We start from the raw sequence: 16,560 nt of genomic DNA on the forward strand, positions 1-16,560 counted from the left end.
CCGGACGGTACGGGCGATAGTTAAGGAGAATTATCATGAGCTTTATGTTGGCACTTCCAAAAATCAGCCTTCACGGCGCCGGCGCTATTGGCGATATGGTTAACCTGGTGGCGAACAAGCAGTGGGGAAAAGCGCTGATTGTCACCGACGGCCAGCTGGTAAAGCTGGGCCTGCTCGACAGCCTTTTTGCCGCGCTTGACGCCCATCAGATGTCGTATCACCTGTTCGACGAGGTGTTCCCGAACCCGACGGAAGCGCTGGTGCAAAAAGGATTTGCGGCATACCGGGACGCGGAGTGTGATTACGTGATCGCCTTCGGCGGCGGCAGCCCGATTGATACCGCCAAGGCGATTAAAATCCTCACCGCCAACCCCGGTCCGTCCACCGATTATGCCGGCGTCGGCAAGGTGAAAAACGCGGGCGTGCCGCTGGTGGCGATCAACACCACCGCAGGCACGGCGGCGGAGATGACCAGCAATGCGGTAATTATTGATTCCGCGCGCCAGGTGAAAGAGGTGATTATTGACCCGAACATCATCCCGGACATCGCCGTGGACGATGCCAGCGTCATGCTGGATATTCCCGCCTCCGTGACCGCCGCAACGGGGATGGACGCGTTAACCCACGCCATAGAAGCCTACGTGTCCGTTGGCGCGCACCCGCTGACCGATGCCAACGCGCTGGAGGCAATCCGCCTGATCAACCTCTGGCTGCCGGAAGCGGTCGAAGACGGTCATAATCTTGAGGCGCGCGAGCAGATGGCGTTTGGTCAGTATCTGGCGGGCATGGCGTTTAACAGTGCGGGTCTCGGCCTTGTGCATGCCCTGGCGCACCAGCCGGGCGCGACGCACAACCTGCCGCACGGCGTGTGCAACGCCATCCTGCTGCCGATCGTTGAAAGCTTTAACCGCCCGAACGCAGTTGCCCGCTTCGCCCGCGTGGCGCAGGCGATGGGCATCGATACTCGCGGCATGAGCGTTGAAGCCGCCAGCATGTCCGCCATTCAGGCGATTCGCGACCTGAGCGCTCGCGTCGGCATCCCTTCCGGCTTCAGCCAGCTCGGCGTGACCAAAGCCGATATTGAAGGCTGGCTGGATAAAGCTCTCGCCGACCCGTGCGCGCCATGCAATCCGCGCACCGCCAGCCGCAACGAGGTTCGCGAGCTGTATCTGGAGGCATTATGATCCGCAAAGCCTTTGTTATGCAGGTTAACCCGGACGCGCATAAGGAGTACGCGCGTCGCCACAACCCCATCTGGCCCGAGCTGGAAGCGGTACTGAAAGACCACGGTGCGCACCGCTACGCTATCTATCTCGACAGAGAACGCAGCCTGCTCTTTGCCATCGTGGAGATTGATTCGGAGGAGCGCTGGAACGCGGTCGCGAGTACTGACGTCTGCCAGCGCTGGTGGAAACACATGCGGGATGTAATGCCGTCGAACCCGGACAACAGCCCGGTGAGTACCGGGCTGGAAGAGGTGTTTTACCTGGACTGACCGGTTAACGCTGCCGCACCCGCGGCAGCGGCTATCTCCTGCCTGCTGCTCAGCGTAAACGCCGACACTACCGTAATCGCCAGCACGAAACAGCCCAGCATCAGATACGTCTCCTGGAAGCCGATCCGGTCATACATATTCCCGGCAAAAGCGGAGAGGAAAATGGCCGCCGACTGCTTGGCGAACTGGAAGCCGATCAGATAGATAGTCGCTGACAGTCGGGTATCAAACACCCCGGTGATGTACTTGAATGCCCCCACCAGCAGGAACGGCACCTCCAGCGCGTGCAGCATCTTCAGGGCAATCACCTCCACGGCTGTGGTGGCGAACGATGAGCCGATAATGCGCGTCGCCATAATCACCCCGGCGATCAGCAGCGTGTTTTTCGCGCCGATGCGGTTAATGATCCACGGCGAACAAAACATGATGATCGCGTTGCAGATTTCCCCCGCCGTGGTAGCGAAACCAAAGGCGCGAGTACCTTCCTGCGGCGTGGCGAAGAACGTTTTGAAGAAAGTGGCAAACTGCTGGTCAAATACGTCGTAGACGCAGGCTACGCCAATCACGTACAGAATAAACATCCACATCCTGCGCTGACGGAACAGGCTAAAGACCGTTTTCGCAGTGATCTGCGGCTGGTTGGCACCCAGCGCATTCATCACCTGCGCCGTCTGGTTGGGTTTTGGCTTCGCGACCACCAGCAACAGCATCAACAGCAGCGCCGCCGCAGACCCCATCCAGAAAACATATGACGGATCGATGCCAAACAGGATCCCGCCCGTGGAGGCGCATAGCCCCCAGCCGAGGCAGCCAAACATGCGCGCCTTACCGTATTCAAAGAAACTGTTACGGCTCACGCGTTCAATGTAGGCCTCAATTGCCCCCGAGCCCGCCGAAAAGACAAAGCCGATATACAGGCCACCGCTCAGCGCGCCCAGCCAGATGTTGGCTTTCAGCAACGGCGCAAAGACGTAGAGGAAGAAAGGGGCAAACAGGAACAGCAGCACGGAGATGATCCACAGCAGGTGTTTTTTCAGCCCCAGCTTGTCCGAGATCACGCCAAGCACCGGCTGGAAGGCGATAGCCGACAGCGAGATGCAGGAGAAGACAATCCCGGTATGGGTTTTATTCAGGCCGATGATGTCCGACAGCCAAATCGGCAGGAACGGAAAGCAGGTGGCCATGATGAAGAAGTAGAGAAAGAAGAACAGCCCAAAGATCCAGAAGTTAGGGTTGTCTTTGTGGGTACAGGTTGTTGTGTTCATTATTTTTATCCTCAACGGAGGGCCGGCTGCCCGGCCCATCACCCTTACACGCGTTCAACGCCAATCAGAATGGCGGTTTCCGGATCCAGAATCGGCAGCGCAATGCCCGCCTGCATCAGCCACTCGCCGCTCACCGTTTGCGGCGTTTCCATCCATGCCGGTAGCTTGCGCATGGTGTGCCCTCCCTCGCCCGTAATCTGAATATTCGGGTGATCGAGCAGCGTGACGCGGTACCGCGCGCTGGCCTCCAGCCCCGCCATGCGCAGCGGCATCATCAGGCTGTAGTCCGGCATCGCGAGCTGGCTGACCATAAACAGCCCCTGCGTCTTGTCTTCGCTCACAATCCCCTGCGCCAGCGTGGTGGCGTCCGGCATATCAATTCGCCACTGGGTGCCGTGATGAATGACGTCGCGCCACTGCTTGTGCAGCGCGGCGTAATGGCGATAGCCTTCGCGCTCCTGTTCGTCCACGGTGAGCGGATCCAGCTCCAGCCCCATATGGCCAAACAGGGCCGTTAGCCCGCGAAACTGGATGCTATGCTGGCGGAAGGTGGCGTGGCATTGATGATGACCGATATGCGCGCCCATCACCTCCGGCGGGAAGAAGTAGCTCATGCCGCGCTGGATGGTGCTGCGCTCCAGCGCGTCGTTGTTGTCGGACGCCCAGAAACGGTGGCTGCGGGTCAGTACCTCATAATCAATGCGACCGCCGCCGGAGGAGCAGGATTCAAACTCAATATGCGGGAAGCGCTCGCCCAGCACGTCCAGCAGGCGGTAAAACTGGCGGGTCTGGGCGTCGGCGGCGGCTTTACCGTTGTGTCCAGGCTGCACCAGCTCGCGGTTCATGTCCCACTTCACGTAGTCGACCGCATGTTCGCCCAGCAGCCAGCTCATGCGCTCCACCAGGTAATCAAAGGCCTCAGGGATGTTGAGATTGAGGACCAGCTGGTGTCGCCCGGTCGCCTGGGGATAGCCCGGCAGCGCCAGTACCCAGTCAGGATGTGCGCGGTACAAATCTGAATCCGGGTTGATCATCTCCGGCTCAACCCAGATGCCAAACTCCATGCCCAGCCGTTTGACGTGGTCGATCACCGGCGTCAGGCCATTCGGGTATTTTTTCTCGTCGAGATACCAGTCGCCCAGCGCGGCATAGTCGTCATTGCGGCCTTTGAACCAGCCGTCATCGATGATGAAGCGCTCCACGCCCAGCGCGGCAGCCTCGTCGGCCATGCGCTTGATGTACTCCGGATCGTGGTTGAAGTAGATCCCTTCCCAAGTATTGAGGTGCACCGGGCGCGGTTTGTTTTCCGGGAAGCGGATGACGTTATTGCGCAGGTAGCGGTGGAACGGCTGGCTCATGCCGTTCAGGCCCTGCGTGGAGTAGCTGGCATACAGGCGCGGCGTCCAGAGCGTATCGCCCTCCTCAACCACCATTTCACCCGGCAGGTAGAGCGCTTCGGCCTGGAGATAGCGACGACCGTCGGTTTTCGCTTCCGCGCGCAGGCGGTGATTACCGCTCCAGCCCAGATGCACGCCCCAGACGTCGCCCTGCATTTCGCTGAACGACGGCGTACCGGCAATCAGCGCCGGGAAGTGCTCGTGGGAGGTTTTACCCCGACGGTTTTCAATCACGAAGCTGTCATGTTCAAGCTTTACGCGGTGCGGCTGAAACTCCCTGATCCAGCGACCGTGGAAGGCCATTACCTCCTGCGCGCGCTCGGCCACCGGCAGCGTGACGGCAAAACGGTCTACCTGCCAGGGGATCGCTTTCAGGTTCGTTAAACCGTGACGAACCACCAGCACGCCGCTGGCATCCAGCGTCAGCTCGCTGGTCAGGCGCAGTCCCGCGCATTCATCTTCGGCGGTAATCGTCAGGGTGTTAACGCCCTGCTGCACCTGCGTGGTTTTGAACACCGGGGAACCGTCCAGCCCCTGGCGATGCCCCTCAATGCCAGGCGAGCCAAACAGGCCATGCCCCAGCTCGGCCATCAGCGTGACCGGGGAGTCGACGTCAAGCCTGCCGTTGGCAACGGGACGCGCGAGCGTAGCAACATCCTGCGGCGAAAAGTGCTGAAGGTGCGGCCCCCAGTAGAGAATTTCGGCGAACGGATGGGTTTTGATCACCACGTCTACCGTATTGCTTTCAAGTCGTAAAACGGAATCTTGCATCAGATATCTCCTGTCATCGGGATGATCTGAGTGTTGATCCGAAACGTTTCGGATACAAACCAAAACGTTTCGGTTTTGTGATCGACTTTAGAAAATGGAGAGATTCAGGCCGTCTGGCCGGGAGAGAATTCGGGCTGCCAGAGCACCTGAAGCTGTTCAATATCGTCGCCGTTAATCAGCTGGCGCACCATATCGGCAATCTGTTTCCCGACGCCCTGGCGGGTGGACTGGATCACCGACGCCACGTCAATATCGACGATGCTGTCCTGCGGCAGGCCATCATAGACCACCAGCGAGACGGCGTTGTCCCCGGATAAACGCCCCAGCTGCGCCAGCGCCATCGCCGCGCCGTCGCCGTGGGTGTTACAGTCGGTGATGATGGCAGTGGGCGGCTGCGGCAGGGCAAGCAGTTCTTTCGTGGTGGCATACCCCACGCGGCGCGAAGGCGGCATCGCGCGCAGCCATTCGCTGGAAAGCCCGGCTTCCCGCAACGCGTCCAGATAGCCCTGACGACGCTGGGTGATGAATGCCTGATTGTTGCTTTCGCCCAGTAGGGCAATGCGCTGATGGCCTTTCCCGATCAGCCAGCGGGTAGCATTGTACGTACCGGCATAGTTGTCGAAGTCGAACCATGCGTACGGCTGCGGGAGCTGGCTGCGCCCAAGCGCCAGGAAGGGGAATCCGGCCGCCTGCAGCTGCTCAAGTCGCGGATCGCGATCCAGCGTGTGGGCCACAATCAGCGCGTCCACGCGGCGGCTTTGCACCATGCGCATATAGCTGTGCTTATCCGCCAGATCGTCGTCGGCGATGAGCAATAAGTCGATCTCATGTCGCGCCAGTTCGTGGCTAATTTCGCCGACCATGTCCATAAATACGCTGTTATTAAGCGGAACAGGATGTACGGGAAACACCAGCCCGACGGCGTCAATTTTGCCCATCTTCAGGCGACGGGCGAAGGTGTTAGGCCGATAGCCGCGTCGCTGGGCTTCCGCTTCAACGCGAGCGCGCGTCTCGTCAGAAACGTCGTCATATCCGTTGAGGGCGCGGCTGACGGTGGTAACAGAGAGCCCCAGTTCTTTGGCAATGGCTTTAAGCGACATGATTTTCCTTATCTTCGTTAGTTTTGTTCCGCCACCAGCAGCGCGTAAGTGTCTGGCTCCAGGGCCTTGAAGATATGCGGCTGGTCGGCGGGATAACAAATGTAATCTCCTGCGCCGAGTTCTTCTGCCGCCTCGAGCAGGCCGACCAGAGCCCGCCCCTGCGTCACAATAATATGCTCAACCGAGCCCGGCGGATGCGGCTGGGAAATACGGTCTGCGCCCGGCTGGGTCATCAGAAGATAGACATCGCGGCGCGCGCCGGGAGGGCATGCCGCCAGCAAAATGGCTTCATAATTGGCCTGTCCGGCAACCACTTTCGTCCCTTCACCACGGCGAATCACCTGCGTGGTCGGCAACTGCGGCTCAAGCAAGCGGGCGAAAGGTATATCCAGCGCCACGCACAGCGACCACAGCGTTTCCAGGCTAGGGTTACCGTTGCCGGACTCCAGCTGGGAAAGGGTGGATTTAGCGATCCCGGCACGGCGGGCAATTTCCGCCAGTGAAAGCCCGGTTCGCAGGCGTTCCCGCACCAGACTTTTTGCGATCAGGCTGATTGGCTGCGTCATATAACGGCCTCTTGTTCTATAAAACGAACGAATCGTTCGGCTTGAAAATCAGTTTCGTTGCGTTCATTATAATGGATACACGTTCGATATGGCTAAAATTGTATGAAGCATCATCTCTCTTGCCTGAAAGGCGACACCATAAAAGCAATCATCCTGGTCTGCCTCGCGGTCGGCGTGGTCGGGATGTCATACGGCTCCCTGGCGATGGCCTACGGTTTCCCGGTCTGGGTACCGTTTGTACTCTCCATTACCGTACTCGCGGGCGCGTCAGAATTTATGTTTATTGGCATCGTGGCAAGCGGCGGTAACCCGCTGGCGGCCGCAGCCGCGGGGTTGCTGGTCAACGCGCGGCACGTGCCGTTTGGCGTGACGGTGCGTGAGCTGGTCGGAAAACGTGGTCTGAGCCTGTTGGGCTGCCACATCATGAATGACGAAAGCGTGGTGTTTGGCCTGTCGCAAAAAACGCCCGAACAGCGTAAGGCGGCCTACTGGCTCTGCGGCTTAGGCGTGGCGATTATCTGGCCGCTGGGGGCCCTGCTGGGCGCCATGGTCGGCAAGCTGCTGCCGGACCCGGAGACCATCGGGCTGGATGCGGTATTCCCTGCGATACTGCTGGCGCTGGTGGTGCCCGCGTTTAAAAACCGCACCACGCTGATCCGTGCCTGCAGCGGAGCCGCGCTGTCACTGGCCGCCGTGCCGTTTGCCCCGGTGGGATTACCGGTGCTGCTTTCCTTACTGGGTCTTGCTGCGAGGAAAAAATAATGGGAAATATGACGTTTTTTATTCTCGGTATCGCCATTTTGTCTGCGGGAACGTATCTGATGCGTCTTGGCGGGGCGAAACTTGGCAGCAGGCTGGCATTGTCAGAACGTTCACAGGCGCTGCTGTCAGATGCGGCAACGGTATTACTGTTCTCCGTGGCGCTGGCGACCACGTTTTATGAAGGTGACCACTTCGCGGGCATGGCGCGCGTGCTGGGCGTGGCGTTTGCGGTGTTTTTAGCCTGGCGGAAGATGCCGTTGATTGTAGTGATCGTGGCGGCGGCGGTGGTAACCGCGCTGCTGCGCGTGGCGGGCATAAACTAAAAAAGCGCCCCGGGGGCGCTCTTTCGACGGTGTGACAGCTTATTTAGTCAGTTCAGCAGTCATGTGTACGCGGTTACCTGAGAACGCCTGGGTAATTTTGTAAGATGACGCGCCGGCTTCCTGAGCCTGAGCCGCGATTTTCGCTTCTGCTCCATCAATAGTTGACGCGGTTGCGGTCACGGTCTGAGCAGCGAAAGAACCGAAAGAAGTAGCCAGAGCGATTACAGCGACAAAAGTTTTGATGCTTTTCATAATATAAACCCTTTCATTAAGTTGTTTAGGTAAGGCACCGTGCCTTGATGAGATAAATACTAGACCTCATCTCGAACAACTAAAAGCGGAAGGATTTGCTATTATCATTCAAAATTATTGATCAACTATTAATCGCTGAGGATGGGTATAAACGGTCGCCCTTCCCGGCTTGCAGAAGCCCACCAGCGTCAGGTTGCAGCGCTCCGCCACCTCAACTGCCAGCGTGGTCGCCGCCGACACCGCGAACAGAATTTCCACCCCGCACATCGCGGATTTTTGCACCATCTCATAGCTGGCGCGGCTGGAAACGAGTGCCGCCCCCTGCTTCCACGCGTCACTTTCACGCGCCCGGCGACCGAGCAGCTTGTCCAGCGCCACGTGGCGGCCCACGTCCTCGTGTCCACCGGCAATATCGCCCGACGGCAACACCCATGCCGCCGCGTGCGTGCAGCCGCTCAGCTGACCGATGGGCTGTACATCGTTCAGGTGCTCGAGCGCATGGTCGAGGTGAGCCAGATCAAAGGTCTGAGTAAACGGCAGTGGCGCAACGGGTTTACCAATATCATTGAGCTGCTCAACGCCACAGACGCCGCAGCCGGTACGCCCGGCCAGCGCGCGGCGGCGCTCTTTCAGCCCCATAAAGCGGCGGCTGGAGAGTTCGATTTGCACTTCAAGGCCGTTGCAGGCCTGCACCACGTCCATGCCGTAGATCTCATGCGGATGGTCAATGATGCCTTCCGACAGGGAAAAACCGATGGCGAACAGCTCGAGATCTTTCGGTGAAGCCATCATCACCACGTGCGAGATACCGTTGTAAACGAGCGCAACGGGCACCTCTTCCGCCAGAAAATCGGGCGTGGCATGGGTTAGGTGGGGCGGTCTGTGTACCGACAGTTCCACAATGCCCGCAGGCAGTGGTGACGAGTGGGGAGCACGGTTTTGTTTAGACACAGCGGTATTCCTGAACAACCACGGAGGTGAGCCTGCTATTGCATCATAAAGTACAGGCTTTACGCATAGTATGGATCAACTTTTCGACAACCATTCTCTTACTCAATTGGGAGGGGTGCAACCTGACACCCGCTACACCGCTTTAACATGCAGAGCTGTTAATGTGATCGATATCACACTTTATAATCAACATGGTGATAATACGTTCACTTTGTATTAACGCCATTGGAACAGGCGTACCGACATTGTGGTATTCTGATGATACCCCTCGTGGAATTGAGGGATTAACGCAAATTTTTTTCCTTTGCGGCCATTCTTCAGCCGCGAAGTCAAAACTACATATGTAAGCAATGTCGAAACAAGGAGTGACCCATGCAGGTCAGCAGAAGGCAGTTCTTTAAGATCTGCGCTGGCGGTATGGCAGGCACCACGGCAGCGGCACTGGGCTTTGCGCCCGGCGTAGCGCTGGCGGAAACGCGGCAGTATAAACTGCTGCGCACCCGTGAAACCCGTAATACCTGTACGTACTGCTCTGTCGGTTGCGGGCTGTTGATGTATAGCCTCGGCGACGGTGCTAAAAACGCCAAAGCGTCTATTTTCCATATCGAAGGCGACCCGGATCATCCGGTCAACCGCGGCGCATTGTGCCCGAAAGGGGCCGGTCTGGTGGACTTCATCCACTCCGAAAGCCGCCTCAAATTCCCTGAATATCGCGCGCCTGGCTCCGACAAATGGCAGCAAATTAGCTGGGAAGAAGCGTTCGACCGCATCGCAAAACACATTAAAGAAGACCGCGATGCCAACTTTGTTGAGAAGAACGCCGACGGCGTCACGGTCAACCGCTGGCTCTCCACCGGGATGCTGTGTGCCTCTGCTTCCAGCAACGAAACCGGTTATTTAACCCAGAAATTTACGCGTGCACTCGGTATGCTCGCGGTCGACAACCAGGCGCGTGTCTGACACGGACCAACGGTAGCAAGTCTTGCTCCAACATTTGGTCGCGGTGCGATGACCAACCACTGGGTCGACATCAAAAACGCCAACCTCATTGTGGTGATGGGCGGTAACGCCGCTGAAGCGCACCCTGTCGGGTTCCGCTGGGCGATGGAAGCCAAAATCCACAACGGTGCGAAACTGATTGTGATCGATCCCCGCTTTACGCGAACTGCGTCAGTGGCGGATTTCTACACCCCTATTCGTTCAGGTACTGACATCACTTTCCTGTCAGGCGTATTGCTGTACCTGATGACCAACGAAAAATATAACCGCGAATACACCGAAGCTTATACCAACGCCAGCCTGATCGTGCGTGAGGATTACCACTTCGAAGATGGCCTGTTCAGCGGTTACGACGCCGAAAAACGCAAATACGATAAAACCAGCTGGAACTACGAGCTGGATGAGAAAGGCTTTGCGAAGCGCGATACCACTCTGCAACACCCGCGCTGCGTGTGGAACCTGCTGAAAGAGCACGTTTCCCGCTACACGCCGGAGGTGGTTGAAAACATCTGCGGTACGCCGAAGGCAGACTTCCTGAAGGTGTGCGAGCTTATCGCCGAAACCAGCGCGAAAGATAAAACCGCGTCGTTCCTGTACGCCCTCGGCTGGACGCAGCACTCCATCGGTGCGCAGAACATCCGTACCATGGCGATGGTTCAGCTCCTGCTCGGCAACATGGGGATGGCAGGCGGCGGCGTGAACGCCCTGCGCGGTCACTCCAACATTCAGGGTCTGACCGACCTCGGTCTGCTGTCTCAAAGCCTGCCGGGTTACATGACCCTGCCGAGCGAGAAACAGACCGACCTGCAAACCTACCTGACGGCCAGCACGCCTAAACCGCTGCTCGAAGGCCAGGTCAACTACTGGGGCAACTATCCGAAGTTCTTCGTCTCGATGATGAAAGCCTTCTTCGGGGACAAAGCGACGGCTGAAAACAGCTGGGGCTTTGACTGGCTGCCGAAGTGGGACAAAGGTTACGACGTTCTGCAGTATTTCGAGATGATGCACCAGGGCAAAGTGAACGGCTATCTGTGCCAGGGCTTTAACCCGGTGGCCTCGTTCCCGAACAAGAACAAGGTTGTTGAGTCGCTGTCGAAACTGAAGTTCCTGGTGACGATTGACCCTCTCAATACCGAGACCTCGACCTTCTGGCAGAACCACGGTGAATCGAACGACGTCGATCCGTCGAAGATTCAGACCGAAGTGTTCCGTCTGCCGTCGACCTGCTTCGCGGAAGAGAACGGTTCTATCGTCAACTCCGGACGCTGGCTGCAGTGGCACTGGAAAGGCGCTGACGCCCCGGGCATCGCCATGAACGACGGCGAGATCCTGGCCGGCATCTTCTTACGCCTGCGTAAGATGTATGCGGAAGAAGGCGGCGCGAACCCTGAGCCGGTGCTGAACATGACCTGGAACTACTCGACGCCGGAAAATCCAGCGCCGGAAGAAGTGGCGATGGAGAGCAACGGTAAGGCGCTGGCGGACGTTATCGATCCGGCCACCGGTACCGTGCTGGCGAAGAAAGGCGATCAGCTCAGCACCTTCGCGCACCTGCGCGATGACGGTACCACGTCAAGCGGTTGCTGGATCTTTGCCGGTAGCTGGACGCCGAAAGGCAACCAGATGGCCAACCGCGATAACGCCGACCCGTCGGGCCTGGGCAATACGCTGGGCTGGGCATGGGCGTGGCCGCTCAACCGCCGCATTCTCTATAACCGCGCATCCGCTGACCCGCAGGGCAACCCGTGGGATCCGAAGCGTCAGCTTCTGAAGTGGGACGGCGCGAAATGGGGCGGCGTGGATATTCCAGACTACAGCACTGCCGCACCGGGCAGCGACGTTGGGCCGTTTATCATGCAGCCTGAAGGGATGGGACGTCTGTTTGCTATCGATAAGATGGCGGAAGGTCCGTTCCCGGAACACTACGAGCCGTTTGAGACGCCGCTGGGTACCAACCCGCTGCACCCGAACGTGGTCTCTAACCCGGCAGCCCGTATCTTCAAGGGCGATTTTGAAGCGCTGGGTAAAAAGGACAAGTTCCCGTACGTGGGCACCACCTACCGTCTGACCGAGCACTTCCACTACTGGACCAAGCACGCGCTGCTTAACGCCATCGCGCAGCCGGAACAGTTTGTGGAGATCGGCGAGAAGCTGGCGGGCAAGCTCGGCATTGCCCATGGCGATACCGTGAAGGTCTCCTCTAACCGTGGCTATATCAAGGCCAAGGCGGTGGTGACCAAGCGTATTCGCACGCTGAACGTTCACGGTCAGCAGGTGGATACCATCGGTATTCCGATCCACTGGGGCTATGAGGGCGTGGCGAAGAAAGGGTTCATTGCGAATACCCTGACGCCGTTCGTCGGCGATGCGAACACGCAGACGCCGGAGTTTAAGGCCTTCCTCGTGAACGTGGAAAAGGTGTAACGGAGACGACTTATGGCTTATCAATCTCAAGACATTATCCGTCGTTCCGCGACTAACGGTTTCACGCCCGCGCCTCAGGCGCGGGACCACCAGCAGGAAGTGGCGAAGCTTATCGACGTGACCACCTGTATCGGCTGTAAAGCCTGCCAGGTGGCCTGTTCTGAGTGGAACGACCTGCGTGACGAAGTGGGTCACAACGTCGGGGTGTACGACAACCCGGCGGACCTGACCGCCAAGTCCTGGACGGTGATGCGTTTCTCGGAAGTTGAGCAGAACGACAAGCTGGAATGGCTTATCCGCAAAGACGGCTGTATGCACTGTGCGGATCCTGGCTGCCTGAAAGCATGTCCGTCAGAAGGGGCTATCATTCAGTATGCCAACGGTATCGTCGACTTCCAGTCCGAACAGTGCATCGGCTGCGGCTACTGCATCGCCGGCTGCCCGTTCGACGTGCCGCGCCTGAACCCGGAAGACAACCGCGTCTACAAATGCACGCTGTGCGTTGACCGCGTCACCGTCGGCCAGGAGCCAGCGTGCGTGAAGACCTGCCCAACCGGCGCAATCCACTTTGGCTCCAAAGAGGATATGAAAACGCTGGCAGCAGAGCGCGTGGGCGAGCTGAAAACCCGTGGTTACGACAACGCGGGCCTGTACGATCCGGCCGGGGTTGGCGGCACGCACGTGATGTACGTGCTACACCACGCCGACAAGCCGAATCTGTATCACGGTCTGCCGGAGAACCCGGAAATCAGCGCCACCGTGAAGTTCTGGAAAGGTATCTGGAAACCGCTGGCAGCGGTCGGTTTTGCTGCCACCTTCGCAGCGAGCATCTTCCACTACGTCGGCGTCGGTCCGAACCGCGCGGAAGAGGAAGACGACAACCTGCATGAAGAGAAAGACGAGGTGCGCAAATGAGAAAACGTGACACCATCGTGCGCTACACCGCGCCGGAACGCATCAACCACTGGGTCACCGCCTTCTGCTTCATGCTGGCGGCGATAAGCGGGCTGGGGTTCTTCTTCCCGTCCTTCAACTGGCTGATGCAGATCATGGGGACACCACAGCTGGCGCGCATCCTGCACCCGTTTGTGGGCGTCATCATGTTCGCGTCGTTCATCATCATGTTTTTCCGCTACTGGCACCATAACCTAATCAATCGGGATGATATCTTTTGGGCGAAGAATATTCGTAAGATCGTCGTCAACGAGGAAGTGGGTGATACCGGGCGTTATAACTTCGGCCAGAAATGCGTATTCTGGGCGGCGATTATCTTCCTGGTCCTGTTGCTGGTGAGCGGCGTGATCATCTGGCGTCCGTACTTTGCGCCTGCTTTCTCAATCCCGGTGATCCGATTCGCGCTGATGCTGCATTCATTTGCCGCAGTGGCGTTAATTGTGGTTATCATGGTGCATATCTACGCCGCCCTTTGGGTGAAAGGCACCATTACCGCGATGGTGGAAGGATGGGTAACCAGCACGTGGGCGAAGAAACATCACCCGCGCTGGTACCGTGAAGTCCGCCAGAAACAGGAAAAGTCATCTGAATGAGTATTCGCATAATCCCGCAAGATGAGCTGGGGTCGAGCGAGAAACGCACGGCGGATTATATTCCGCCGTTGTTATTCCCCAGACTCAAGAACCTCTACAACCGCCGCGCAGAGCGTCTGCGCGAGCTGGCAGAGAACAACCCGCTGGGCGATTTTCTGCGCTTTGCCGCGCTGGTTGCCCACGCGCAGGAAGTGGTGCTGTACGACCACCCGCTGCAAATGGATCTGACCGCGCGCATCAAAGAAGCCAACGCGCAGGGCAAGCCGCCGCTGGACATTCACGTCCTGCCGCGCGACAAGCACTGGCAAAAGCTGCTGCATTCGCTCATTGCAGAGCTGAAGCCAGAGATGAGCGGCACCGCGCTGGCGGTCATTGAGAATCTGGAAAAAGCCTCTGACCTGGAACTGGAAGAGATGGCGAGCGCGCTGTTTGCCTCCGACTTCTCGCTGGTGAGCAGCGATAAAGCGCCGTTTATCTGGGCTGCGCTGTCGCTCTACTGGGCGCAAATGGCAAGCCTGATCCCCGGCAAAGCCCGCGCCGAATACGGCGAGGCGCGCCAGTTCTGCCCGGTCTGCGGCTCCATGCCGGTCTCCAGCATGGTGCAAATCGGCACCACGCAGGGGCTGCGCTACCTGCACTGCAACCTGTGTGAAACCGAGTGGCACGTGGTGCGCATCAAGTGCAGCAACTGCGAGCAGACCCGCGATCTGAACTACTGGTCGCTGGAAAATGAAGAAGCGGCAGTGAAAGCCGAAAGCTGCGGCGACTGCGGCACTTACCTGAAGATTCTGTATCAGGAAAAAGACCCGAAAGTCGAAGCCGTGGCAGACGATCTCGCCTCGCTGATTCTGGACGCGAAGATGGAGCAGGAGGGCTTTGCCCGCAGCTCGATCAACCCGTTCCTGTTCCCGGGTGAAGGGGAGTAATCTCCTGTGAGAGTGCCGGGCGGCGCAAGCTTGCCCGGCCTACAGCTGGTAAGGTGAAACGACTTCAGTAATGCCCGAAAAGTCTTTCGTGTTTCGAGAAATCAACGGACAATTTCTGCTCTGAGCTGTGGCCAGAATGATAGCATCAGGCAGTTTCATTCCATGCTTCTCGCGCAGAATTACACTTCTTTCAGCGATATCTCGGGTGATATCAATAATCTCAAATACGCCCATCACTGTCGCAGTTTTCGCTTCGTGACCATGTTTGCGGGCCCCCACCATGACTTCCATCCATGTGATCAGGCTAATGGCTCGATGCGAAGCCGTGCGATCAATTGCATCCGCAGCCTCAACGCGATTATTAAAAAGATCAATGAGTATATTGGTATCGAACACCGCCATGTGTTCCATGATTACCACTCCTCACGCAGCTTGCGTTCATACTCAACCCCATCTTCCTGCTGGTTTCCCCACAAGCCAAGCGCATCGCGGATAACCGATGAACTCTGCTGGTCGAGATATTGCTCAATGGCTTCCCGAAGCAATTCGGCACGAGGCCGGTTACGCAGCTGCTTCAGATTATCCAGTCGTTGAATTACGTCATCAGACAAATCGATCAGAATTCTGCCCATATCAAAATCCGCGGAAAGACTCATATATCACCTTAGTATATCACCATTGTCTATTTTCAAGGCAACATACACTTTCTCTCTGTAGGGTTAAAGTCCCAGCCAATAGTTTGCCTTCCATTTGCGAGGCGCTTTCCAGATTGTTGTCCTCAACAATATTCTTGTTTTCTTTTGAATCAAACCAGGCTATAAAACTGTTCATCCATACAGTAAAAGGGAATTTTCATGGCGCTGGAACAGGGTATTGCACAGCTGGTTCAGGGGTTTATCGCTGCAGGTAGGCCCTGGTCACGTCGCCAGAGCATTGAGGTGCGACGAGCAGGCTATATTGCCAGCACGGGGCTTGCCGGGGAGACCGAAACGCGCGTACAGATAGAGACGCTTGTTCTTGAGGGTCTAACCATTCGGTTATATTCACCTCTCAATGCGCCTGAACTATTGCCTGCAGCCATCTACTACCACGGCGGATGCTTTATCAGCGGCGGCTTTGATACCCATGACAATCAACTTCGACAGTTAGCCTGCTACGGCAATTGCCGGATGATTGCGATTCAGTACAGGCTGGCGCCGGAGCATACTTTCCCCGCCGCACATGACGATGCGGAAAGAGGTGCAGATCTGGTCTGGCAATATGCGGAAAAACTGGGCGTGGATAAAAACCGGATCACCCTTTGCGGAGACAGCGCGGGGGGACATCTTGCGCTGGTAACGTCATTGCGGCTCAACGCGAAAGGGCGATGGAAACCTGCACAGCTTATTCTTATCTACCCCATGCTCGACGCCACCGCCAGTTTTGAAAGCTATGCCCTCAATGGCACGGATTACATTATCACCCGCGATACCCTGCTCAGCGGATATGAAATGTACCTCGCCGACACCGACCGCCAGCACCCCGAAGCGAGCCCGCTGTGGCGCGATGATTTTTACGGTCTTCCGCCTGTGCACATTATTACCGCAGAGTACGATCCGCTCTGCGATGAGGGCGAAATGTTGTTCCAGCATCTGACGGAGCAGGGTGTGAAGTGTACCGCTCAGCGCTGGCTGGGCGTCATCCATGGCTTCTTTCAGCTTGGCGGGGTTAGCCAGTCAGCGCGAGACGTTGTGCGGGATGTCGCCGGGCGGATTCAGCACGCCCGGGGAGCGTGAACAGGAG

At 57.7% G+C, this 16,560-nt stretch carries 17 protein-coding genes; 9 read left to right on the forward strand and 8 right to left on the reverse strand.

The window, feature by feature from the left end; translation table 11 throughout:
• Positions 1-35 precede the first annotated feature (35 nt).
• Positions 36-1,184 (forward strand): lactaldehyde reductase, encoded by a 1,149-nt coding sequence (gene fucO / locus F0320_RS21320; RefSeq protein WP_063408696.1) that lies wholly within the window; start codon positions 36-38, stop codon positions 1,182-1,184.
• Positions 1,181-1,495, forward strand: coding sequence for an L-rhamnose mutarotase (gene rhaM, locus F0320_RS21325; RefSeq protein ID WP_126330985.1), 315 nt, complete (start codon positions 1,181-1,183; stop codon positions 1,493-1,495). The genes fucO and rhaM overlap by 4 nt, the downstream gene beginning before the upstream one ends.
• On the opposite strand, the gene F0320_RS21330 is transcribed toward rhaM, so the two are convergent.
• The 4 genes from F0320_RS21330 to F0320_RS21345 form a co-directional block, all read right to left on the reverse strand.
• Positions 1,483-2,760: an MFS transporter gene (locus F0320_RS21330; protein WP_023309741.1), complete on the reverse strand. Its 1,278-nt coding sequence runs from the start codon at positions 2,758-2,760 to the stop codon at positions 1,483-1,485. The genes rhaM and F0320_RS21330 overlap by 13 nt on opposite strands.
• A 44-nt stretch (positions 2,761-2,804) precedes the next feature.
• The gene (locus F0320_RS21335) at positions 2,805-4,928 is read right to left on the reverse strand and encodes an alpha-galactosidase (RefSeq protein ID WP_126330983.1); all 2,124 of its coding nucleotides are present in this window, start codon (positions 4,926-4,928) and stop codon (positions 2,805-2,807) included.
• A gap of 104 nt (positions 4,929-5,032) precedes the next feature.
• Entirely contained in the window at positions 5,033-6,028 is a 996-nt protein-coding gene (locus tag F0320_RS21340) for a LacI family DNA-binding transcriptional regulator (RefSeq protein ID WP_047652986.1), read from the reverse strand.
• 17 nt (positions 6,029-6,045) lie between these two features.
• Positions 6,046-6,594, reverse strand: coding sequence for a helix-turn-helix domain-containing protein (locus F0320_RS21345; RefSeq protein WP_126330981.1), 549 nt, complete (start codon positions 6,592-6,594; stop codon positions 6,046-6,048).
• A 102-nt stretch (positions 6,595-6,696) separates the two neighbouring features.
• On the opposite strand from F0320_RS21345, the gene F0320_RS21350 reads away from it, so the two are divergent.
• Positions 6,697-7,356 (forward strand): AzlC family ABC transporter permease, encoded by a 660-nt coding sequence (locus tag F0320_RS21350; protein WP_045404237.1) that lies wholly within the window; start codon positions 6,697-6,699, stop codon positions 7,354-7,356.
• The gene (locus F0320_RS21355) at positions 7,356-7,679 is read left to right on the forward strand and encodes an AzlD domain-containing protein (protein WP_033146957.1); all 324 of its coding nucleotides are present in this window, start codon (positions 7,356-7,358) and stop codon (positions 7,677-7,679) included. Before F0320_RS21350 ends, F0320_RS21355 begins: the two co-directional genes overlap by 1 nt.
• A gap of 39 nt (positions 7,680-7,718) precedes the next feature.
• Here the strand turns inward: F0320_RS21355 and F0320_RS21360 are convergent, their stop codons facing one another.
• Positions 7,719-7,931, reverse strand: a complete 213-nt coding sequence (locus F0320_RS21360) for a DUF1471 domain-containing protein (protein ID WP_023309747.1) — start codon at positions 7,929-7,931, stop codon at positions 7,719-7,721.
• A 114-nt stretch (positions 7,932-8,045) separates the two neighbouring features.
• Positions 8,046-8,882: a formate dehydrogenase accessory sulfurtransferase FdhD gene (fdhD, locus tag F0320_RS21365; protein WP_126330979.1), complete on the reverse strand. Its 837-nt coding sequence runs from the start codon at positions 8,880-8,882 to the stop codon at positions 8,046-8,048.
• A gap of 372 nt (positions 8,883-9,254) precedes the next feature.
• Between fdhD and fdnG the strand changes: the two genes are divergently transcribed.
• From fdnG to fdhE, 4 genes are read left to right on the forward strand one after another with little or no spacing between them, the layout of a single operon-like run.
• Positions 9,255-12,305: a formate dehydrogenase-N subunit alpha gene (fdnG, locus tag F0320_RS21370; protein WP_126330977.1), complete on the forward strand. Its 3,051-nt coding sequence runs from the start codon at positions 9,255-9,257 to the stop codon at positions 12,303-12,305.
• A 12-nt stretch (positions 12,306-12,317) separates the two neighbouring features.
• Positions 12,318-13,220, forward strand: a complete 903-nt coding sequence (fdxH, locus tag F0320_RS21375; protein WP_008501831.1) for a formate dehydrogenase subunit beta — start codon at positions 12,318-12,320, stop codon at positions 13,218-13,220.
• Positions 13,217-13,852, forward strand: a complete 636-nt coding sequence (gene fdoI / locus F0320_RS21380) for a formate dehydrogenase cytochrome b556 subunit (protein ID WP_008501832.1) — start codon at positions 13,217-13,219, stop codon at positions 13,850-13,852. Before fdxH ends, fdoI begins: the two co-directional genes overlap by 4 nt.
• Positions 13,849-14,778: a formate dehydrogenase accessory protein FdhE gene (fdhE, locus tag F0320_RS21385; protein WP_010436850.1), complete on the forward strand. Its 930-nt coding sequence runs from the start codon at positions 13,849-13,851 to the stop codon at positions 14,776-14,778. Before fdoI ends, fdhE begins: the two co-directional genes overlap by 4 nt.
• Positions 14,779-14,817: 39 nt before the next feature.
• On the opposite strand, the gene F0320_RS21390 is transcribed toward fdhE, so the two are convergent.
• Together F0320_RS21390 and F0320_RS21395 are read right to left on the reverse strand one after the other, a co-directional pair.
• Entirely contained in the window at positions 14,818-15,189 is a 372-nt protein-coding gene (locus F0320_RS21390; protein WP_126330975.1) for a type II toxin-antitoxin system VapC family toxin, read from the reverse strand.
• A 2-nt stretch (positions 15,190-15,191) separates the two neighbouring features.
• The gene (locus F0320_RS21395; protein WP_126330973.1) at positions 15,192-15,434 is read right to left on the reverse strand and encodes a CopG family transcriptional regulator; all 243 of its coding nucleotides are present in this window, start codon (positions 15,432-15,434) and stop codon (positions 15,192-15,194) included.
• Positions 15,435-15,632: 198 nt separating this feature from the next.
• Here F0320_RS21395 and F0320_RS21400 point away from each other — a divergent pair, with 198 nt between their 5' ends.
• The gene (locus F0320_RS21400) at positions 15,633-16,553 is read left to right on the forward strand and encodes an alpha/beta hydrolase (RefSeq protein WP_126330971.1); all 921 of its coding nucleotides are present in this window, start codon (positions 15,633-15,635) and stop codon (positions 16,551-16,553) included.
• Positions 16,554-16,560: the final 7 nt, after the last annotated feature.

Origin of the sequence: Enterobacter dykesii (assembly GCF_008364625.2) — a bacterium.
In the GTDB taxonomy this organism is placed as follows: Bacteria; Pseudomonadota; Gammaproteobacteria; order Enterobacterales; family Enterobacteriaceae; genus Enterobacter; species Enterobacter dykesii.